Here is a 20,564-nt window from a genome sequence, read left to right as displayed (position 1 = left end):
AACGGCGTGACGACATCCACGAAGCCTTCCTGGGCCTCGCGGCCTGCCTGATCACCCACCGTCATGTCCAACGCCTTTGTTAGGACCTCTTAGCCTCCGGGGCTCCCAGTGCGGTCGGGCAGTCTGGTCATGGCCATCCCCTGGGCGTAGCGGGGACGGCGCCTGAGACACACCCCTATTTTCGTCACGATGACGATAATGGGGGTAGAGTGTCGATCCACAGACCGGAATCACGCCTGTGGCGACGGAAGGAACCCATGCTTGCAAACGATGGCCCGGCCCTAAGCCGGGCAGAGGCATACGAGTCCTACAACGAACTCGAGATGGCAGCAACACAGTGGTCCGCGACCAACGACCTGTTCCACTACACCAGCGCACAGGCGGCCGCGATCATCCTGGCGACGGGCAAGCTGCGTCTCTCGCCCTACCCCAAGACCAATGATCTGTGGGAGACAGAGCCGCACCCTCCGACCCTCTCCGGGCCCATGGGCGACGACATCGACGCCGCCTTCTCCCTGTGGGAGGAACTTGACCGGCACCTTCGCCTGCACACCAAGGTCGGGTGCCTGACACGCGACTTCGTCCCGGCCGCGGACATCCTCAACCGCGACGCGGCGCGCGGATGGTCACACCTCGCGCTGTGGTCCCACTACGGCGACAAGTACGCCGGCGTCTGCCTCAGACTGGACCAGGACAAGCTCCTCGAGTCTTTCCTGCGCCACTCGGAGCCGGCGACCTTCGCTTTCCACGGGCCGGTCCGCTATCTGAACGGGCAGAACTCCGCCTCCACCATCAGCGGCGTCGACCTCGGCCAGGTGAAGGAGTTCGGGGCGGACGCAGCTGCTCTGGCATACGCCGCCAAGAACAAGAACCCGCTGTTCTTCCGTAAGCACAGCGACTGGGCCTACGAATCCGAGTACCGGCTCGTCCTGCTCAACCAGTCCGAGGGCTACGACTACATCGACATCCACGACGCCGTCACCGGCGTCGTTCTGGGCAACAGGTTCTCCGAGCAGAACCTGCGGATGGTCCAAGAGGCCCTTGAGAGCTACCCGAACGTAGAGGTGGAGCAGCTGCAGTTCCACCAGCGCAGGCTCTTCTGCGTCCCTCTGGAAGGTTTTCCTCCCGGCGACCGGCCCAGCTTCGGCCCGACACCCCCCGCACAGCGTGAAGGGTCATTGGCAGAACGTCTTCTCGCCCTGCAGAACGCCGAGAGCGAAGCGGAATCCGCCCGCCACGACGCAGAAGCGCTCGCCCGTACACCGCTGCAGCAGCTCGAGGAAGGCATCCGCGCGCTGGAGGCGCACCTCAGGCTCTGGCCCGGAACAAAGCTCCACCCCACGTCCGGCGGCGCCACCGCGGTCCCCGAGGAAGAGCGACAGCGCAGACCCGGCGTCCCAGGGGAGAAGATCCATTACCAGAGCGGCTTCCTCTGCCATGTGGCACACCTGCCGCTCTCGTCGGAGACGCTGGTCGCCTCCGCGGCCCTCCAGGTCCTGGACGGTGAACGGCTGCGTCTGCATGCCCTGGTCGTCATCGAGCACGTACGCGACACCGGGAACGAGCAGGAGGAGTTCTGGAGCGACCGGCGGGAGGTGGACGCGCCCGACGCTCCCGCTGCGGTGGCTGCTCTCATGGCCGACCTGGCCACCGTCGTCCACGACGCCCGCGCCGCGTTCGACCAGGCCCGAGGCATGGTCGACGAAGAACCGTCCGGCAAAGCTACGCAGTCGGCCACCGCTGACTGAGCTCCTGAGCTTGCCGGCCCATACTGCCCCCGAGATGCCAGGCGATCCGACCCCCCGGTCGGGTCGCTGTTCCAATACGCCAACCGCAAGACGCCGGCCCGGAGTGAGGAAGCGACGCGCGCAGTGCATCGACCGATCCAGGCCACCTGCTGTGAGCGAGCGGCACCCTGATGCGATGGGATACGACCTCTCCAAGGGCGCGCCGGCGCCCATGCCTGAAGAGCGGATCTTCAAGGGCTACGTCGCGACGGTGACGCTCTATGCAGACCGCGCCGAGATCAAGCGCAAACTCATCGGGAAAGTGTCCGGGGCAAGGGACTGTGCGATCCCGTTCAAGGCCGTCGTCAAGGTCCGCTCCAAGGCTCCGACCCGTCTTGTGAACGGGTACGTACAGCTGGCCACCGGGCAGGACGGGGGCCAGCTGTGCATCGCGACCGCCCAAGCCCAGAAAGCCATCGCGAACAACTCGCGTACCGTGATGTTCACGTGGATCCAGCGAGAGACGTACGCCGCGTACCTGGAAGCAGTAACGGCCGCGATACAGGCACAAGCGCCCGACATGAGCGGCTGAGACGCCCCTCGTCCGGCGACGGCATCCGAACGGACTGCGGCAGCGCAGAGCGCCGTAGCGTGGCGACGTTGGGCTGACACCAGCAAGGTCTAATGAGAGGGTTCCTCTGCGCCCTCTGTTGCTGCTGCCTGGCCGGCTGAGGGTGCTGACTGAAGGTTTGGGCAGTCCGGGCGGAAACAGCGTTCGTGCTGGCATGCTTGGAGGTTGGCCAGCGCAAACCGTGCGTCGATCAGTGCCGGGTCTTCGTGTTCGGGACTTCCGTAGAGAAAGCGTGACATCGCGTCGACAGGCGTATGCGCGTTGCGGACGTCGGTGAGGATCCCGAAGGTGAAGTCGCGGTCGAGATGGCCTTCGTGTACGGCCCGCGCCCAGGCAAGGAGAACTTGGTGGGCCTGTTCACGCACTCCGGGCTGTTCGAGGGTTGCCCACCAGCCGGTGATGAGAAAGTCCCGGATCTTGGGAGATGCCTGGGCCGTGGTGATCAGTTTGGTGAGTGTGCTGTTGGCGGTCGAGGACTGGACGAGTGCCAGGAATCCGCGGGCACCGGCCGAGTAGGAGGGGTACCTCTCCAGCCATGACTCGACTGTGTCGATGACATGACCGAAGGCGGTCCCTGTGCTGTCCGCGTAGGTTGCCAGGGTGTCGGCAGCGATCTGGGCAGCCAGATCGTCGTGGTTCAGCAGATGCCTGAGGCGGACGAGGGCTGCGTGCGGCCATCGTTTGCCGTAGGCGCCGCTGCATACTCTGGCAACGATCTCCCGGCGGTGAGGGTTGGCCTTCGGCGATGCCCAGTCCAGCAATACCTTATGAGTTTCGCGGGCCATCCCGTCCGTGGCCGCGGCATGGGTGAGGAGCTGGGTGACGTCTTCGATCCTGGTCTGGCCTGGTGCAGGGGCAGTCCATTCCGTAAGGACAGGGAAGAAGGGGGGATCGGCTGCTGCGGTGCGGGACAGCTCCAGCAGACGCCGGCCGATCTGAGCTGCCCAGGGTGCAGCGACTCCGTCGGGTGCGGTGATCCGCTCCAGCCACTTTCTGGTCTGCTCGCGCTCGTCCGCCCAGTGATGCCAGTCCATGCGGATGGCATTGAGTGCGAGGCCGGGTCTGCTGGTGAAGTCGGCCTTGTCGTCGGGGGTGACGTCCACCCCCACGTCGCGGAGGCGGCGGCGGGGGCTGCGGCCTTCACGAAAGCGGCGCGCGACAGGACCGTCGTCGGGGCTGAAGTCGCCAGCTGCCCTGATGCACACCTCCAGGGGCGCGCCTTCCAGGTATGCGGCTGCCAGGAGCATGACCCGGTCCTGGCCGCGTGTGCCGGTCTCGGTGAGGGTCTTCTCCAGGAAGGTGGTCCATTGCAGGACCTCGTCCCGGATGCTCTTCAGCTCTCCGATGCCTTGTTCCTGGGCTTCGGGGCCGTTGTGGCCTTCCTTTTGCTGGACGGCTCGGGCGAGTCGTTCCGGGTTGACACGGCTGAGGCGGAAGGCGATCTCTATCGCGTTTGAGGGGCTGACGCCCCGCGGGATCAGATCGGCGAAGACCCCTGCGGTCCGGTCCGGAGTGGCAGGGGCCCTGAAGCGGCTGCGGTCTGGGGCCTGGTGGGGATCGGGGTGGAGCCAGTGCGCGTGGGTTGGTGATGAGAGGCGGACAGCGAGATGGTTGCGTGCGACCTGGAGGGCGTCGGGTCGTACGGCCTGAATGACAAGGTGGCTGTCGCCTTGCCAGTCCCGTGCTTCTCCGGTGATCGCCAGGCAGCTGCCGGCGGCGTGCAGACGCTCAGCCCAGGCGGTGAGGGCAAGAGCGGCTTGTAGGCTGATTCTGCGTGATGATGCGTCGATCAGGTAGCCGCATCCTGGCTGTGGCTGCGGCAGTACGTCCTTCGCCGGTGTGTCGTCGTCTTCCCAGTCGGGAGCAAGGTCGAAGAGCTGGCGTACGGGGAAGCCCGGTGCGAGGTGCGTTTCCAGAGCCCGCAGCGCAGAGATCCTTCGGCCGGTTCCCTGCTCCCCCACGATGACTGCGAGGCCGGTGGCCGACAGCAGGTCGGCGACCCTCTGAGGGGTGGGGGTGTGGACCCACAGGGGTTCGGCTGCGGCCTGTCGGTCCGCTGCCGGTACGGGGTGACAGGGCAACGGCAGCCGGTGTGTGACCGAGATGGGACCCTGGTTGTCACCTCCCACCTGCACTGTGGGACCGCTGTTGCCCTGGGAGACCTGATGCGGAAACTGCGGTGATGGTTCGTTGGTCACCTGTCAGCGTCGCCCCTCTGTGTTCAGGGCGCCGGAGTTGTCCCGCCCGATCTGAATGACCGGTCCCGTGTTGCCGGTCGCGTTCTGGCTGACGCCCGGCGTTTCATCCTTGTCCCGGCGGCCGGCCAGCAGGGCCAGGTCGTCTTCGGCGTCGGGGAAGTCCTCCACCAACGTCATGAATCGGCGCTGCCACCGCCCCTCGAGCTGGGCCCGGTCAAGGGTGCCCACTTGGGCCTGGTCTGCATCGAGGCGGGCGAGCTGGCGCTCTGCTTCCGACTCGTCGGCGTGCCCGAAGAGGCGGGCCACGGCCGCCCGCATAGATGCCCAGCTGTCCTTCACCATCTCACCGACAAGAGCTGCGGCCGCCGCGGCAGTTACTGCGACCAGCTCTGCATGCTCACTCATTGTCTTCCCCCGAACCATGATCCATAGGTGACGAATCAGTCACCTAGAGCGACGGACGTAGGATCGCAAGGCTCCCCGAAGTCCGCTGAGTGAACACAGGAGATTGGCTGAGATCAACCGTCGGAGGCGAGACACAGCGGGTACGAATGGCGCGGACGTCGAGTCGGCTGCGGAGCGGAGCGAAACAGGAGACGCAGACGGCGCCCACGAGTCCGGACATGGTGCGCACCTCTTCCGCAATGACGTCGGATCTCGCACCGGGACACTGCTCCGAGCATGGTTGTCCGCTGGCGTCTCACCTGCGGATGTCTCAGCCCTGGGCGCGTCGCTTGGGGCGCTCGACCGTGCACAGCCGCTGCTCGCTGCGGCGTCGGATCTGGGCGAGGCGGCTGCGGTGTGTTCCGTGACCTGTCTGCGGGCTGCGTCAGATCGACCCGGTGGCGTTCGCTGCTCCCGCGGGTCCTGGGTCGACACCGACCGCACCCCCTGTTGCGTTGGCCCTGCAGGCACCCCTGCGAATACCGCAGTACAGAACCGGCACGAGCATAGGGTTTTCGTACTTCGCGGCGGCAACTTCACTGGCTACAGCCTCCTGCGCGTCCGGCGACCACGTCCGCGCATCCCCCACCAGATCCCTCACGCAAGGTCAACGAGCCTGAACCCAAAGGTTTCGGATCAATAGGGCGGCGAACGCCAAGCTGCGTCAGCAGTTGCAGGCCGCAGAGAACGACACGACGGATGCTGAGAGGCTGAACCGTGACAGGTTGATCACTCGCGATTACCAGGCGCGAGAAGCGTTGATCAACAGCGTCTTCTGCCTCACCTCCGGGCCGAGGAAGGTCTGGTTCGGCGAGATCGTGCAGGCATGGACAGGCTGGATCAGGACGTACGCCCTCGTCTCGAAGAAGTGGGGGCACACTGGATTGGCCCCCGACCATCACACGAAGATGAGAGGGGCCGCGCGAGCTCTTGAGGAGCTTGAAGTAATGCCCATGCGGCAGTTGCGGAACACCATCCGCACTATCGGAGAGCCTCCGCGCGGCTTCCCGGCCGCTGACGAAAGGCGTGTCCGCACGCCGTGTCCCTCGGTCACGGAGACGTCCCGGGCCACGGGGCCTTGGCCACGGGCTGCCGGAGGAGCCCGGTGCTCCCGGAGCAGTTTCCTCCTGCGGTATCTCCAGCCAGGCATGCTCCGCATGAACGGATGACCGTCCGTTCGGGGGTGGCACGTAAGATCCATCGCCATACGCCCGGCCGGAGAGGGAACCCACGTGACTGCCCGCATTCTGCCTGCGCTTGCCGGGGACCCGGCGCGCGTGGGTCCGTACCGAATAGTGGGCCGCCTGGGGACCGGGGGGATGGGGACCGTCTACGCCGCTCTGGATGCCGGCGGTGACCGTCTGGCGGTGAAGGTCGTCCATCCGGCTCAGGCCGGTGACGAGGAGTTCCGTGCCAGGTTCCGGCGTGAGGTGGCGCTGACGAGCCGGGTGAGCGGGCCGTGTCTCGTGCCGGTGGTCGCGGCCGACTGTGAAGCCGGGCGTCCGTGGCTTGCCACCCCCTACATACCGGGTCCGACGCTGCAGCAGCACATTGCCGCGCACGGCCCGCTACGGGGTGCCGTGCTTCTCGCGCTCGCCGCCGGCGCCGCCGCCGCTCTGGCTTCGGTCCATGCGGCTGGTGTGATCCACCGTGACATCAAGCCGGGCAACGTGATCCTCTCCCCCAGCGGGCCTCGTCTTCTCGACTTCGGGATTGCGCACGCCTTCGACGGGACCTCGGTCACCCGGACGGGGATGCTGACCGGCACGCCGGGCTGGATCAGCCCCGAGCAGTACCGCACGGGCAGCGTCGGACCTGAGTCCGACGTGTTCGCCTGGGGTGCGCTCGTCGCCTATGCCGGGGCCGGTCGTCACCCGTTCGGGACCGGAGCTCCAGACGCTGTCGCCTTCCGTGTGATGTCGCAGGATCCCGATCTCGCGGGTCTGCCCGAAGACCTTGCCCTCCTCGTGGCGGATGCGATGTCGAAAGAGGCAGGCGACCGCCCCACGGCTGCATCTCTGAGCAGTGCGTGCAGAGCTCTGCTCGCCGGGGAGAACACACAGGTCCTGGCCCAGGACGATTCAGCAGCCGTGCCGCACGGCGGCCTGGATTCCGTTCACTGGACTCTGCCGGCCGTTCCCGAAGAGACCTGGCCGGCCGGCACAGGCCAGGGCCGGGCGCGCAGAGCCGGATACATCACCGCAGCCGCGGCCGCCGTTCTGGTCATTGCCGCCGCGGCCGTCTACGCGTCCACGGCCCTGGGACGGCAGGCGCCTTCGGCTGCCGCGGCGTCCGCGCTGCCGTCTGCTTCACCATCGGTGTCCTCTGCGCCCGCCACCCCTTCTCCCACTCCCCCTGCAAGCTCTGTGCCTCCGGCACGTACTGCAGCAGCCGTCACCGCGGTCAGCAGCCCCACCGTCACCGCGCCGAAGGCCACCGTCACCGCGACGGCCGAACCTCAGCCCGCCTATACGCGCAGCGACTACGCCCAGCCCACCATCACGGAGTGGTCGGCCGCCCGCGATGCGATGACCGCCTCCGAACGCGGCATCGCCGCATCCATCAACAAGGAACTCCAGAAGTTCCTTCGCGACGAGTGGGCCTTGCCTGAGGGGGTACAGGTGACGTTCAGCCCTGAGGCCCAGACCATGTTCCTCACCGCCGGCCCCTCGACCACAGTGTGGGAGAACGGCGGCGACTACACCGACCTGCACCGCAGCATGATGTACACCGGCTGCAGCCTCGGCAACGAGAAAATGCGCACCGACATCACATGGCCCTACGGACGAGTGGTCGTTGTCTACCGCGAATCCATGGCAAACCCCGTGATCGCCAGCTTTCGCGAAGTCACCAACGGCATGAACTGCCGCGTCTGACAAGGCTGCACTGCTCCACTTGGCGTGAGCGCCCGCCTCGCACTTTCGGTCGCTGCCGGTCCGACAGGCCGGCGGCCGAACGGCGTACGGCGCTGGTTTCAGGTGGCTGCCACCGGTAGGGACCGGAGCCTTCGGCTGCTCGTGACTGCCGGCCGGACGGTGCCATGTGCGCGCTGGCGGGTCTCAGCATGAGGCGGCCTCGCCGAAGGGCTGCGGGATCCTTGGCCCAGAGCCGGCCGTGACCTGCCGCGGCCCGGTGCGGGTGCGGCCACGGCCTCTGGTGCGCGCGGGGAGGTTGCTGGGGCGGTCGGGCTGGGTGGCGCTCGCCGTGAGCAGGGCGTGGATCTCGTGGGCGAACCTTCCTCCCGGCAGCGGAAGCTCGCTGTCGGGTTCGCGGAGGTAGCCGACGGCGACAGCGGTCGGCATGTAGGCCATCAGCTCGGCGAGGGCGGCGGACCTGGGGCGGGGGGCGGGCCTGCCCAGACGCCGCAGAAGCCGCAGGAGGGTCGCGGCGGAGGTCTCCTCCTCGTGGAAGAGTGCGACGGTTGTGTTGCCGCGGTGGACTGTGGTGCGGACGGTCTTCACCGCGGGGGTGTCGTCGTCGGTCTGCTCGTGCCACCAGCGGGCGGCGTGGGTCTCGCCGAGGGCGAGGTGGTGGAGGTAGAGGCAGTAGGCGGCCGCGGCGTGCCCGGCGCCGGCGGCGTACTGCCACCAGAACCGGGCGCCGTCGTCGGTGTCGGTGAGCTGCAGGACGCAGGCCAGGACCATGGCGCTGCGGGGTTCGGGGATCTGGTCGGTGAGGAAGTCGGCGACGGCGTCGGCGGGGGTGTGGGTGACGAGGGCCTCGCACAGGGTGCGCAGGTCTTCGGCGGCCGATGCGGTGTTGTGGTCGGTGGGGTGGCGGGGGGCGACGGGCCTGGGGGTTTTCGGGTCCGGGTCGCGGGCGGGGACGGTGTCGCGTGGCACGGCTCGTTCGAAGACGAGGAGGGTTCGGGCGAGGAGGTTGTCGAGGTGGGTTTTCTTCATGAGGTGGTTCCCCCGGTGTGGGCCGGCGGCTCGACGGTGTCGGCGAGGAACCGGTCGGCGTGGCGTTCGCTGGACCGTACGAGGGCCAGCGGGATGCCGAGGAGGTCGGAGACCTTCTCGGTGGTGAAGCCGCACAGGCGCCTGAGCACCATGACGTCGAGCTGGGTGAGGGGCAGCCTGCTGATGGCGGCGAACATCTCCAGGGACTCGGCCAGCTGGGCCGCCTGGTGGTCGAGGGAGTCCTGGGCGTGCAGGGCGGCGGTGTCGAAGGCGGCGTCGGCGAGGACGGGCCGCTGGTCGCGGTGGTCGGCCCTGGCCTTGACGGTGGCGCTGAGGATGTTCCAGGCGTAGCGGCGGATGTCGGGGCTGGCCAGGGCGTCGTCGAAGGAGAGCCACAGGATGGCGAAGGTTTCCTCGACGGCGGCGTCCAGGACGGTGTCGGTCAGGAAGACGCCGGCGTAGCGGCGGTAGCCGTCTTCGACCATGGAGCGCAGGGCGCCGTGTTCGATGGGCGGTCCGGGCTGGGTGGTGACGGCGAGCCGGCCTGCGGTGGAGCGGTCGACCCAGTCGCGGCTCTTGCCGGCGTCCATGGCTGCCTGCTTCCAGAGCCGGTGGAGGGGCCAGGTGGGTATGTTCAGTTCCTCGGCCAGGCGGTGGATGACTTCCCAGCGGGGGTAGTGGCCGACTCCGCGCAGCAGCTCGGAGAGCTTCGATTTCGCGAGTACGCGTGCGCTGAGGTCGGCGAGGGTGCGGCCGCTGAGGAGGTAGTGCTCGCGGGTGGGGGTGAGCCATGCGCGGTGGGCGCTGCCGACGGTGGAGGCGATGGGGCCGAGCTTGCGGCCGGGGCGGAGCGGGGCCGGCCCGGAAGCCGGCCCCGTCGCGTTGTGCGCTGGGGTCACGGGGCGCTGTCCTCCTCGTCGACCGCCGTCGTGGCGGTGCCGGGGACGGCCGCGGTCTTGCTGCGGAAGCCGGCCAGGACGTGGGTGACGGTGAGACCGAGGACCGGGGCCAGGGTGGCGATGATGGCGGCATGCCCCATCGCCGCCATCGCCACACTCCAGCCGAGGACGCCCAGCGACAGCACCATGGCCGCCGCTGTCAGCTTGCTGTTCATCGTGATTCCTTGCGTGTCGTCGTACTGTGCATCCGGAAGGCCACACAGAGGTGACCCCTTCAACTCGCGGGTGCCGAACCGCTGCTGAAGGAGCATCAGCATGTACCGGTGGATGCCGCTAACGCCACGTGATCATGGAATTACGGAACATTGCGATGCATGGAAGGTGCGGCATGCGGTCGGAGATGACCGTTCCTGTGCACGTCGAGCCTGCTGACGCCGCTTCGCGGGTGAAGTTCCCGATTCTCCTTGCAATCCCACCGGCCAGACCCCCAAATTGGAGTCAGGACACCAAGGTGTCGTCCTTCCATCCGGAAGGGGCCCGGCTCCCGTGCCGAGAACCACCAGGGAGCACGCGCCACTCGTTCCCGCCCGGCCTGAGGTAGAGGCCGGGCGGGACGAAACGCCCCCGATGACGGGGACCATGACCGTAGCGCAGCACTCTGACAACAGCCCCTGCACCACCACCTGTTGCTCCCGTGCGCCCTGTGTGCGCTGCCACTGTCATCCACCGAAGGATCCGCGTCCGGTCTGCCTCAAGCAGGGCAGCGCCACGTCGTGCCCTCCGGCATCGCCGCCTGCCTTCCCCTTCTGCTTCGCTTCCTCAGGGTCGTCGCCGGTGGCCTTGAATACGGCGGTGACGCTCTTGGCCGCTCAGGGGCGCAGGTTGGGGCTGACTTGCAGGCCGAGCCGCTCCAGGAGGCCGGCAATCATGTCGTCAAAGAGCGCGCGGCAGCCGGTGAAGGCGTAGTCGAGGTGCCCGTAGACCGCCATGCACATGATCCCGTAGATCTGGCGCCAGCAGGTGAACATCACATAGGCCACGCCCAGGGGGAGCTGTCTGCTCGCGGTGCCGCTGTGGGCCTCGTCGTCGTACGTGCTCGTGGAGTTGCTGGAGGCTCGCGTCTGGGAGGGGCTGCCCCCGGGTCGCGGCGTCGTGGGGAACGCCGGCGTCGGCATGGGCCGTGCCCCCCGCCGACGCCCATCAGGCCGCCGGCCGGCAGTACGGTACGACACTGGTGACGGTTCGAGAACGCATCGGCAGACTCCTCGCAGAAGGTGATCTTCATCGAGCTGACGACCCGACGGGGCCGGGGTTCTTCCTTTCACCCCGTCAGCGTCCCTCGCGGCGGTTCACCACCTGCGTGCCGGCGAGCGGGATCCCAGCCGGTTCGCCCTCCCGGCCGGGGGCCGGGGCCGGTGCGGCGAGCGGGCCACCAGCACCACCTCTGACGAGTGCACGAACAAAGCCGCCTCTCGGCGAAGCGGCACGGAGGGGCTGACACCGGCGTCGTGTGCCGAACACAGCCCTCGTCCACCTGGGCGTGTCCCAGGATCCGCGTGAGCGGATCGTGACGGAGCGAAATACGTGAGTGTCAGGCGGGGGTTGGGGCTTTGTCGTCGGTGGACGTGGTGAGGGAGTCGGCCAGGGCCGGCCGGGTCGTGCTGTTCGAGGAGTCCGCGCGGGGCGGTGCGCAGGCCAAGACCTTGATGAGTGCCGGTTTCCGGGTCCGGCTGGCCCGCGAACAAGGTGCGGTGTTCGGGGTGGACGGGCCCCGGCACGTGGTGTTCGCGGCCGGCTTCCCCTCCGTGTGCGGGCAGGAGTTCGAGGCGACGCGGCGGGTCGCGTCGGAGGCGCAGGGCTCGGTGAGCCCGTCCGCGATCTGCCGGGGCACGGTGGCGGACGTGCGGCTGGCGCTGGGTGCGGTGCGGGGTGCGGCGCACGCGCGGGTCATGGTGATCGTGGCCGCCTCCGAGGCGACCGCCCGCGCTCTGGTGCACAGCGGCGCCCAAGATGCCCTGCGCCAGGGTCTGGACGTGGTCAAGGAAGCGGTCGGCCTGGCGGACGGGGTCGCGGTGGACGTGTGTCTGGTCGACACGCCCCGGGCGGACCTGGGCCTGGTCGCCGAATACGCCGGTGCGATGACGGCCCAGGGGGCGGGCACGATCGTGCTGGCCGACGCGGTCGGCGACCTGCTGCCCGGCCAGACCCGGGCCCTGTTCCGGCGGGTCGCGGCCGGTGCGGGGCCCGAAGCGGTCCTGGTCTCACACCTGCACAACGACCTCGGCCTGGGCCTGGCCAACACCCTGGCCGCCCTGGAGAGCGGAGTACGGGTGGCGGCGTGCTCGTGGCTGGGCATGGCCGAACGCAGCGGCATGACCGCCACCGAGCAGCTGCTCTTCCTGCTCGCCCGCAACCGGGCCAAGGCCGGGCAGGTCCTCGGCGCCGGCTGTGAACCGTGGTGGACCCAGCCGGACCTGACCCGGCTGCCGGCCATCGCACAGATGGTGTCCGGCGAGACCGGAGTCCCGCTCACCGTCACCACTCCCATCGTGGGCACCGGCGTCGCCACCATCTCCACCGGTACCCCTTTCACCCACCCTCGGACCTTCCAGCCCTACGACCCTCAGCAGCATCTCGGGCTGTCACCGGCCGTGGTCCTCACCCACCTCGCCAGCCGGCGCGTGCTGAGCGCTGTCGCCGAGCGGCTGGGCCACCGGCTCGACCCGGTCCAGACCGGTATCGCCCTGGCCTGGGCCAAGGACCGCGCCTACCGCCTGAACCAGGCCGTCATCGACGATGCCGACTTCGCCGCCTGCCTCGACGGCCTGACCGCCACCGCGCCCCGATCCTGAACGGACCCGCCCCCCATGCCGGCCACCGCCCCGCTCGACACCAGCGCCGCCGCACACGCCCTGGCCACCGGACGGGCCGCCGTCCTGCCCAACCCCAGTCCCCTCACCTACGTCGTCACCGCCACCACCCCCAGGCCGTCAACGACGCCAAAGGCCGCCCCGTCCACCAGGAAGTCGCCCTGTGGGTCCCCGACGACACCACCTGGAATGGCCTCGCCACCCGCCTGGACCTGACACCGGCCGCCCGGCGCACCGCGACCACCCTGCTGCGCGACCACCTGGTCACCCTCCTCGTGCCCACGCGCCACCCCACACCGCCACCGGCCTGGACCACCCCGCCCTGCGCGACCGGCACCTCCTCCTCCTCGGCGTCCGCTGGCAGCCTCTCACCGCGCTGCTCGACCGCTTCCCGCACCTGTACGTCAGCAGCGTCAACCGCACCGGACACCCCCGGCCGCCACCGCCCCCCAGGCAACCGCCATGTTCGGACCCGGCATCCCCGTAACCGACGCCGACACCCTGCGCCGAACCGGCACCCCCCACGCCGCCACCACCATGCTGCGCATCACCCCCGCGGAAACCTGGCCCACATCCGCCACGGAGCCCAGGACCAGGCCCACGGCAGCGAACCGAACCGCTACCTGGAACACCTCCGCGAGGCGACAGCCCACTGAAACCCCGGGCCCCGCAAGGACCTCGCGGACGCCGCCGCAGTCAGTGGCAGGAGCAGCAGGAGCAGGCTGTACACGACCGCGTTCACGTGTGATGCCGTGGAGTCGGCGCGGTCCCCGGGAAAGGGGCCCTCACGCAGGCCGCGCGGGATCTCAGGGTCAGTGCCAGGCCCGGTACCTCGCCGCCCGCGGCTGGGCGGTCACCGCAGTGGGCACGGTCCCGGAGGCCGTCGCCGCCGCGCACGCCGGGGACGGTGCGGAGCCAGGGACGGGACGGAGCCAGGGACGGTGCGGAGGCGGGGACGGGACGGGGCCGGGGGCGGTGCGGAGGCGGGGACGGAGCGGAGGCGGGGACGGGACGGGTGATGTGGCAGCTCACCGGCGTCACCGAACCTCGCGAGCTGAACCCCTGATGGCGCTCATTGCTGCCGCCCTTGCTGTTCGAGGTGCTTGTTCAGGTCCAGGTGGTGGCTCTCCTCGAACAGGCCGCTGCCGGCCGCGGCCCGGAGGTCTGCCCCGGTCTTTGGCATCCACCGGGGGTTGCCGGAGGAGAGGTGGATCGACGTCACCGCGGTTCCCGCTTCCCGTGATCCAAGACCCCGGAACACGGGCAGCAGGCCAAAGGGGGCTGAGCGCCAAGGGTGCGCAGCGGGTCCGGCAACGGGCCGATCGTTTCCGATACGCCCGGGCGGTGCTTGTCGCCGGCCGGACGAGGTCGGACGCGTCTCGACCGTAAGAGCCCCTCGGGCGGGGCTCGTGAGGCGAGCAGGGGCCCGAGGGGCCTGCGGGGACGGTACCGCCGGTGCGGCGGCTCTCAGAAGATTGCGGCGGTTGGATCCTGCCGGAATCCCGCGGCGATCTCGTGGTGGCGTGCGGGCACCGTGTTCGGGCCGACGCGGACGTAGAACTCCAGGCGCTGTCCATTGCGGTAGGCGTGCATCTGTCCCCCGCTGGAGACTTCGATCGCCAGGACCTTCCTGCCTTCGTGGTCGATCACGCGCGACTCGTAGGGCGGCACCGGCTCCAGGGTGTCCCTGATCATGCTGACGATCTGGAGGTTCTGTTTGTCGACGTTCGCCTGCTCGGGCAGGCCCACGATCTGCAGGTCGTCCTCGACGCCGATCAAAATCGTGCCGCCGTCCTTCGAGGCGAAGGCGGCGATGGTCTTGAGCATCTTCTTCCGTGATTCGCCTTCCGGTACCTCTCGTTTGCACTCCAGGTGCGGTCCCTCTCCATGCGCCAGGAGAAGGTCCAGCTCAAGGCCGGGCTGCTCCCAGACGACCGAGGCGTCGCGGGCACGGCCGTATGCGGGGGCCGGGAAGCTGCGCCAGTCCAGCCACCGCTCTTCGCGGCGGAGCATCAACAGGCTGTCGTGCGCGAGTCCGTGAGGCAAGGGGAAACTGTAGGTGCCGGCACCGTCGACGGGCTGGGCCTGGCTGCCCGACGCCCAGTTCAGTTCCAGTACCGCGCCGTCCAGGTCTTCCCCATCGATTTCGGCCGTCAGCAGGTCGGGGCCGATGGTGATCCGCGGGAACCAGCCGGCACGCTGCGGCTGGACGATGCGCCACAGATCCGAACGGCCCGCGGTGCTGTCGTGGGGGCGCTGGTGGAGGAAGGCACTGAGCGCCTGGTCGAAGTTCAGGAAGGAAGGACCGTGTCCGACCAACAGGTCGTAGCCGGGCCGGGGAGTGTCGATGTCCCGGTTGATGGACCACTCGGTCCGCGGCCACAAGGTGGTCGACCGGCCCCATTCCTCCTGGCCCCGCAGCCGATGGACGGAGACACCGGACGACTGCGGAACGGGGGCGGCCACGCGCAGACCGTGGATCTCCTGCTCATCGCCCCTCAGCAGCGCGGCCACCGTCGAGCCAGGCAGGCGCAGCTCCGCAAACGCCGCCGTGTCATAGCGCCAGACCCGCTCCTTCACGGCGTCGTCGTCCAAAGTGACCTGCCCATGGTGCAGGATCCACTGCTGTGCGTCCGCGACCAAAGCCAGCCGGACGTTCACCGCGGCACGCCCGGTGAGCATCGCCCCCAGTTCAACGGTGTCCGCCTGTGCACTGTTCGCCATACCCGGCTTCCCTCCCATAGCGTACGGAGCCGGCCAGGCGCATCGTCGCGGCCCGTGCCCCCCAGCAGGCTACGCCGCCCAAAAACGACCGGACGCTCGCACCATACGCACTGAGGCGCAACCCGCTCCCACAAACGTCCGGCCCAACCTCTGTGGCCCGGCGCGACGTACAGTTCCCCGCGCAGGCGGCCGCACACTACACCAACCCGTGTCCGGCCCCGCACACCCCGCAGCCCGGGCCTCGCACTACACCGACGCGTGTCCGGCCCCGCACAACCTGCAGCCCGGGCCGCTGTTCGACGGGGCCAGGAAACGCCGGTCGATCAGGAGCGGCAGGCGCAGGCGCGTCCACGCGTCCCGCGCTCCTCCCGGTACCGGCCGGCTCCTCCCAGGGAAGCCGGGCGCGAGAACACGGAAATCCGCAGGATCAGGGAATCCTGGACGGTGCGGCACCGTTCCATTCACAAAGCTGAGCTGAACTGAGCACTGGCGGGTACGGCACAGCTTGTCGGGCGACGGCACCGGGGTGACTCCCCCGGCCCGCCCCGCGTATTCCCCGGGCGTCAGGTTCTGACCATACCGCGGGCGAGCCCTGAAAAGATCTTCAGCGGCACACACGAGGCGGGAACCCTCGCAGGTCGCAGGAACCCCTCGGCTCCTGCACGACACCGGCACAGGTGAACCCGCAGGTCACGCCCGGCATCTGTCCTGTGGTCAGCGCCCGTGCCGCACCGGCTCGCCGAAGCGGCATCCCCGCCGCCCGTCACCCTCCGGCACAACGGCCACCGCCCTGATTCCCGCCGTGCTCCGCGCCGGCCCGGCCGGCGGCGGCGTGTCTCGAGCGGGCCGACCGGGCCGGGGCCCTCCTCACCGAGCAGGCAGGCATCGCCCGAAAACCCCTCACCGCCCACGCCTCCGCGCTGCCGCTCCTGCCCGGCCACACCCCCCGCACCGCCCCCCGCCCCCACGACGACCACGCCCGGTCAAACCGGATAGCTGCCCGCTTGCGAGGGGCCTTCGATGGTTCGGGCGCATAACCTTCGGATCCAAGACGTGAGGGCGCGGCGGGGGCTTCGTTTCGATGGCCGGTGGTGTCATGCGGTCGGTGAGGGGCCGGCCGGTTTGGAGGTGGTCGGCCGGGTGGGTCGCGGCGGGGTCTTGGGGAAGGTGCAGCGGGGGCCGGGTTCATCGGCGGTGGGCCGCGGGCGGTTGCACGGGGTGTGCGGGGGGCCGTGGAGGTCGCTGAAGTCCGGCTGCCTCGCAGGGGTTGGCCTTGGAGGCGGTTTGTTTCCGCGTGGTTCCCGTGCCGCTCTTGTTCTTCCAGCTCCTTTGGCGATGAGTACGTAGCCCGGCGATACGGAACGTGACACCTGAACCTGTGTCTCGTGTGAGGGGGGTGAGCACGCGTGTCCTGGACTCGTGGAGGCAGTGATGGAAGGTGGCCGGGTTCAGGGGGTGTCTGCGACGGTCTCCAGTGGCCCCACCGGAACGGTTTCGTCTGGCCCCACTTTTGAGCCGTGTGGGTGACTGGTCAGGGCAGTGCCGGAGAGGAACGGTTTGGAGTGGCCCCACCCCTCGATCGGGTGACGTTTCGCGGGAGTCCTGGGAAGGAGGCCGGTAGGTGCGGACGGCGGTCCGCGGCGGCCGGTAGCGTGGGTCCACGGAGCCCGCCCGGCTGCTTCCCCTGACAGGATTGCGGACGGGCGGGCGCCTTGTTGGGTGTGGTCGACTAACTCACGTGCGAACGATGCCCAAGTTCATCGGCAGAGACCATGGGAAGCGTGTCTCAGCGGTTGCGCGTGAAGGTGTCGAGTTCACAGCTGTCGGGGTCGCCGACGTATCCGTAGAGGTGTGGGGTCTCGCGACTGCCGCTGACGTAAAGACCGTCTCCGTAGTACCCACCGTTGATGTCGCTGTCCCAGTAGCCGCTGATCTTGTGGAAGGTGAAGGAGACAGGCCAGCCGGAGTCGTCAGCGGTAGTCAGCTTCCAAGTTCCGCTTCCGGTTCTGCTCTGCGGGTCACCGGTGGCTTCTTCAAGACTTGCGGGCCACCCGAGTGTGGTGAACGTCCCGTCGTTGCTGAGAGTCAAGCGTCCGACAGCGCTTTGATAGGTGCCGACCAGGTCCTGCGTGCTGATTCCCTCCGGCCGCTGACCCGCCCCTGGGCATGGGGAGTAGCGGCCGCAGCCGGTCGCACTGGCCGATGCCGCCAGGATCAGCGTGCATGCCAGACCGAACAGTCTTCGGTTCATATCCCGCCCCCACCCAAGAGACTTAACTCCTTGCAGTCTCCCAGTGAGCCTCTTGGGCCCTGCGCGGGGTCTCGCTTGTCGAGAGCTTGAATACGCGGCGAGAGCGATAGCTTCAGCCGTCGCTCTCACCACGAGATCGCTCTCGTCAGGCCGCGGCCGCCTTGCGCTTGGCTGTGGTGCTGGCGAGGCGGAAGGACTGGGTGCCGGTCTCGATGATGTGGGCCTCGAAGGTGAGCCGGTCGACGATGGCCTGGCAGAGTCGCTTATCCGTGAAGGTCTGGTCCCACTCGGTGAACGGCCTGTTCGACGCGATCGCGATCGCGTGCCGTTCCTCGCGTTCGGTGAAAATTTGGAACAGCAGCTCGGCGCCGTGCCGGTCGAGCTTGACGTAGCCGAGCTCGTCGAGGCAGAGCAGGTCCACCCGGCCGTACTTCTTGATCGTGCGGCCCAGCTGCTTGTCGCTGGCGGCCTCGGCCAGCTCGTTCACCAGGTTCGCCGCGGTCGTGTAGCGGACACGTCCGCCGGCCTCCGCGATCGCGGTGCCGAGCCCGATCAGCAGGTGGGACTTCCCGGTGCCGGAGTCGCCGATCAGGCAGAGCGGGTTGCCGGCCTGGACCCAGGCGGGCTGGGCGAGGGTGTTGATGACCTCGGGCGGGACATTGGGGTTCTTCGAGAAGTCGAAGTCCTCGATCCGCTTGTTCCGGGGGAAGCCCGCCTCCTTGACCCGGCGGAACTTGCGCCGCTCGTCGCGGTCCTCGCACTCGCTCTCCAGCAGCTCGGCCAGGAAGTCCGCGTAGGACGCGTGCTCGCGCAGGGCCTGGGCGGCGAACTCCTCCCAGCGGCCGCGGATCGCAGACAGGCCCAGGTTCCGGCAGGCCGCGTCGATCGTGGCCGACGGGTCGGCCCCGCGCTGAGCGGGCAGGCCGAAGGAGCCCCACCGCCCCGTGGTCGCGGGGGCGGAGGAGGTGCTCTGCGTCATGCTGAGCCTTTCGGTTGGATAGAGAGCAACTGGCCGTAGGCGGCCAGTGAGGGTTCCGGCCGGGTGTCCGGCGGCAGTTCAGGACGACGTGCGGGCAGGGAGATCACCCGCGCAGAGACGATGTCCTGGTCTTCGGGCCCGTCCTCAGCGGCAGCGACGGTCGCCGGCGGGGCGATCACGACGGGCGGGGGTCCGCCGGCTGCGGCGACGGCCTTGCGGGCCTCGATCGCGACGAGGTCCGGGGAGACCGACCCGGCCTGGAGGACCGCGTTCATCCCCGCGATCACAGCCTCGCCAGGCAGCCGGCGGTGCAGAAGGAGGACGTCGATCAGGGCCCGGGTGCCTTCCGCCCGGCCTCTGGTCTCGCGGGCGGCCGCCCAGAACGCGTCGTGGACCGGGGTGAACAACCCGCTTTCTCGGGCCGCCGCCAGGCCGGTGGAGTTCTCCAGGGCGCCGGGCTTGGTCCGCAGGATCTCCAGGTAGTGGTCGAGCAGATCCCGGAAGCCGTAGCGGCCGGCGAGCCTCGGGTGGCGGACGACGAGCTCGTGCCGTTCGAAGACCCAGACCTCGTCCGCCCGCAGTGAGACACGGACGTTCTGGCCGATGAACCGGGCCGGCACCGAGTACTTGTTCTGGCGGACCGTGATCCGCGAGGTCTTGTCGACCTTCGGCGTGAGTGTCAGCCCGACGTCGAACTCCTCGAACGGCAACGGCGCCAGCAGCGGGGCCTCGTAGTCGAAGTCGAAGCCGACCGACGTGGGCCGGTTGTCGATGTGGCGGGCGTCCTCGGCCACCTCGATCTGCTCGATCCGCGCGTTCAGGTCGGCCAGCGTGTCGACGTCGGGGACCGGGACCAGGTGCGAGCGGCGAAACCGGCCGCCCTCGTGCTCGACCCCACCCTTCTCGTGGGCGCCCTCGATGCCGGGCCGGCAGTAGAACGCGTCGAATCCATAGTGCGACCGGAAGGCCACCCACCTCTGCGACTCCACCCGCGAGCGGCCGAAGCAGACCTGCGAGACCGCCGGCTTGAGGTTGTCGTAACGGATGTGCCTGGTCGGGACGCCCCCAAGGATCCGGAAGGCGTCCACGTGCCCCTGCATGAACGCTTCCTGGCCCGACGTGGAGAACACCCGGTGGACCGCCTTGCCCGAATACGACAGCCGCAGCGTGAACAGCTGGCACTGCATCGGCTTGCCGTCCACCCGCACCCAGACCTCGGCGAAGTCGACCTCGGCCTCCTCACCGGGCCGGTGGAACTGCGGAACCATGCCCTCGTGCATCATCCGGGCTCGGTCCGCCTCCTCCTTGATCTGAGGCCGGCGGACCCGCAGGTAGTCGTTGAGGGTGGTGTAGGCGACGGCGGTGAAGCCGTACTCGTCGCGCAACCGTTCCAGGATCCGCTTGTTGGTGTGCCGCTGCTTCGGCGGCGCGGTCAGATCCGACCGCAGCATCTCGTCGATCCAGCCCTTCGCCGGATCCAGCGCCGACCGGCGCATCACAGGCTCCTTGCGCTGGGGCGGCAACGCGCTGTCCAAGGCATGGCGGACCACCCGACGGTGGACCGCGTAACGGCGGGCCAACTCACGAACAGAGGCGTTTTCCAGCCTCCGGTCACGACGGATCCGCTCGAACAACTCAACACGCTGCAAAACCCGGCCTCCTGACACGGCCGTAACCACTTACTCACACAGCGTGATGCCGGCCCGGAATCCGGGTCAATACCGCACTACTCCAAACGAGTGCATCCCCGCCGTGCCGACTTCCAGGTGGGGCCACTTCAAACCGTTCCTCGGTGGGGCCACACGAAGCCGTTCCCCCGGGGCCAAAAGAGGCCGTCCTAGACAAGGGGGAGGTGGAATGCGTCTGCGGTCATGATGGCTGCCTTCGTGAGAGGGGCCACCAGCCCGCAGGGGCCAGGTTCGGTCAGGATCGCTGCTGC

14 protein-coding genes are annotated in these 20,564 nt (G+C 68.8%); 4 read left to right on the top strand and 10 right to left on the bottom strand.

Features of this window, described 5'->3' with window-relative positions; translation table 11 throughout:
- The first annotated feature begins 257 nt into the window (after positions 1-257).
- Together ACFVU3_RS39600 and ACFVU3_RS39595 are read left to right on the top strand one after the other, a co-directional pair.
- On the top strand, positions 258-1,748 hold the full coding sequence (locus tag ACFVU3_RS39600; RefSeq protein WP_390073648.1) for a DUF2971 domain-containing protein: 1,491 nt from the start codon (positions 258-260) through the stop codon (positions 1,746-1,748).
- A 175-nt stretch (positions 1,749-1,923) separates the two neighbouring features.
- Positions 1,924-2,319 carry a hypothetical protein gene (locus ACFVU3_RS39595; RefSeq protein ID WP_390073647.1) on the top strand — a complete coding sequence of 132 codons (396 nt, stop codon included), beginning with the start codon at positions 1,924-1,926 and terminating at the stop codon, positions 2,317-2,319.
- 89 nt (positions 2,320-2,408) lie between these two features.
- On the opposite strand, the gene ACFVU3_RS39590 is transcribed toward ACFVU3_RS39595, so the two are convergent.
- Both ACFVU3_RS39590 and ACFVU3_RS39585 read right to left on the bottom strand, forming a co-directional pair.
- Positions 2,409-4,556: a hypothetical protein gene (locus tag ACFVU3_RS39590; RefSeq protein WP_390073646.1), complete on the bottom strand. Its 2,148-nt coding sequence runs from the start codon at positions 4,554-4,556 to the stop codon at positions 2,409-2,411.
- Positions 4,557-4,559: 3 nt separating this feature from the next.
- Positions 4,560-4,898, bottom strand: a complete 339-nt coding sequence (locus tag ACFVU3_RS39585; protein WP_390073645.1) for a hypothetical protein — start codon at positions 4,896-4,898, stop codon at positions 4,560-4,562.
- A gap of 1,334 nt (positions 4,899-6,232) precedes the next feature.
- Between ACFVU3_RS39585 and ACFVU3_RS39580 the strand changes: the two genes are divergently transcribed.
- Positions 6,233-7,876 (top strand): serine/threonine-protein kinase, encoded by a 1,644-nt coding sequence (locus ACFVU3_RS39580; RefSeq protein WP_390073644.1) that lies wholly within the window; start codon positions 6,233-6,235, stop codon positions 7,874-7,876.
- Positions 7,877-8,059: 183 nt separating this feature from the next.
- On the opposite strand, the gene ACFVU3_RS39575 is transcribed toward ACFVU3_RS39580, so the two are convergent.
- The 4 genes from ACFVU3_RS39575 to ACFVU3_RS39560 all read right to left on the bottom strand — a co-directional run bounded on the left by ACFVU3_RS39575 (position 8,060) and on the right by ACFVU3_RS39560 (position 10,976).
- Positions 8,060-8,902, bottom strand: a complete 843-nt coding sequence (locus tag ACFVU3_RS39575; RefSeq protein ID WP_390073643.1) for a hypothetical protein — start codon at positions 8,900-8,902, stop codon at positions 8,060-8,062.
- Positions 8,899-9,801: a sigma-70 family RNA polymerase sigma factor gene (locus ACFVU3_RS39570; protein ID WP_390073642.1), complete on the bottom strand. Its 903-nt coding sequence runs from the start codon at positions 9,799-9,801 to the stop codon at positions 8,899-8,901. Before ACFVU3_RS39570 ends, ACFVU3_RS39575 begins: the two co-directional genes overlap by 4 nt.
- Positions 9,798-10,016, bottom strand: coding sequence for a hypothetical protein (locus ACFVU3_RS39565; protein ID WP_390073641.1), 219 nt, complete (start codon positions 10,014-10,016; stop codon positions 9,798-9,800). Before ACFVU3_RS39565 ends, ACFVU3_RS39570 begins: the two co-directional genes overlap by 4 nt.
- 654 nt (positions 10,017-10,670) lie before the next feature.
- Positions 10,671-10,976 carry a hypothetical protein gene (locus tag ACFVU3_RS39560; protein WP_390073640.1) on the bottom strand — a complete coding sequence of 102 codons (306 nt, stop codon included), beginning with the start codon at positions 10,974-10,976 and terminating at the stop codon, positions 10,671-10,673.
- 444 nt (positions 10,977-11,420) lie between these two features.
- Between ACFVU3_RS39560 and ACFVU3_RS39555 the strand changes: the two genes are divergently transcribed.
- The gene (locus tag ACFVU3_RS39555; RefSeq protein WP_390073639.1) at positions 11,421-12,653 is read left to right on the top strand and encodes a 2-isopropylmalate synthase; all 1,233 of its coding nucleotides are present in this window, start codon (positions 11,421-11,423) and stop codon (positions 12,651-12,653) included.
- A 1,485-nt stretch (positions 12,654-14,138) separates the two neighbouring features.
- Here ACFVU3_RS39555 and ACFVU3_RS39550 read toward each other — a convergent pair.
- The 4 genes from ACFVU3_RS39550 to istA form a co-directional block, all read right to left on the bottom strand.
- Positions 14,139-15,395, bottom strand: a complete 1,257-nt coding sequence (locus tag ACFVU3_RS39550; RefSeq protein ID WP_390073638.1) for a helix-turn-helix domain-containing protein — start codon at positions 15,393-15,395, stop codon at positions 14,139-14,141.
- Positions 15,396-17,181: 1,786 nt separating this feature from the next.
- On the bottom strand, positions 17,182-17,646 hold the full coding sequence (locus ACFVU3_RS39545; protein WP_390073637.1) for a hypothetical protein: 465 nt from the start codon (positions 17,644-17,646) through the stop codon (positions 17,182-17,184).
- Positions 17,647-17,791: 145 nt separating this feature from the next.
- Entirely contained in the window at positions 17,792-18,625 is an 834-nt protein-coding gene (istB, locus tag ACFVU3_RS39540; protein ID WP_390073636.1) for an IS21-like element helper ATPase IstB, read from the bottom strand.
- Positions 18,622-20,274 (bottom strand): IS21 family transposase, encoded by a 1,653-nt coding sequence (gene istA, locus ACFVU3_RS39535; RefSeq protein WP_390073635.1) that lies wholly within the window; start codon positions 20,272-20,274, stop codon positions 18,622-18,624. The genes istB and istA overlap by 4 nt, the downstream gene beginning before the upstream one ends.
- Positions 20,275-20,564 lie beyond the last annotated feature (290 nt).

Source organism: Streptomyces sp. NPDC058052, from assembly GCF_042885515.1.
Taxonomy (GTDB): Bacteria; Actinomycetota; Actinomycetes; order Streptomycetales; family Streptomycetaceae; genus Streptomyces.
The sequence above is the reverse complement of the archived record's forward strand: the minus strand, read 5'-3'. Positions and strand labels throughout refer to the sequence as shown.

Bases quoted from the DNA above. Each gene is read 5' to 3' on its own strand.
- ACFVU3_RS39545 (WP_390073637.1), bottom strand. From the start codon at position 17,646: ATGAACCGAAGACTGTTCGGTCTGGCATGCACGCTGATCCTGGCGGCA.
- ACFVU3_RS39565 (WP_390073641.1), bottom strand. From the start codon at position 10,016: ATGAACAGCAAGCTGACAGCGGCGGCCATGGTGCTGTCGCTGGGCGTC.
- ACFVU3_RS39600 (WP_390073648.1), top strand. From the start codon at position 258: ATGCTTGCAAACGATGGCCCGGCCCTAAGCCGGGCAGAGGCATACGAG.
- ACFVU3_RS39585 (WP_390073645.1), bottom strand. From the start codon at position 4,898: ATGGTGAAGGACAGCTGGGCATCTATGCGGGCGGCCGTGGCCCGCCTC.
- ACFVU3_RS39595 (WP_390073647.1), top strand. From the start codon at position 1,924: ATGGGATACGACCTCTCCAAGGGCGCGCCGGCGCCCATGCCTGAAGAG.
- ACFVU3_RS39575 (WP_390073643.1), bottom strand. From the start codon at position 8,902: ATGAAGAAAACCCACCTCGACAACCTCCTCGCCCGAACCCTCCTCGTC.
- istB (WP_390073636.1), bottom strand. From the start codon at position 18,625: ATGACGCAGAGCACCTCCTCCGCCCCCGCGACCACGGGGCGGTGGGGC.
- ACFVU3_RS39550 (WP_390073638.1), bottom strand. From the start codon at position 15,395: ATGGCGAACAGTGCACAGGCGGACACCGTTGAACTGGGGGCGATGCTC.
- ACFVU3_RS39560 (WP_390073640.1), bottom strand. From the start codon at position 10,976: ATGCCGACGCCGGCGTTCCCCACGACGCCGCGACCCGGGGGCAGCCCC.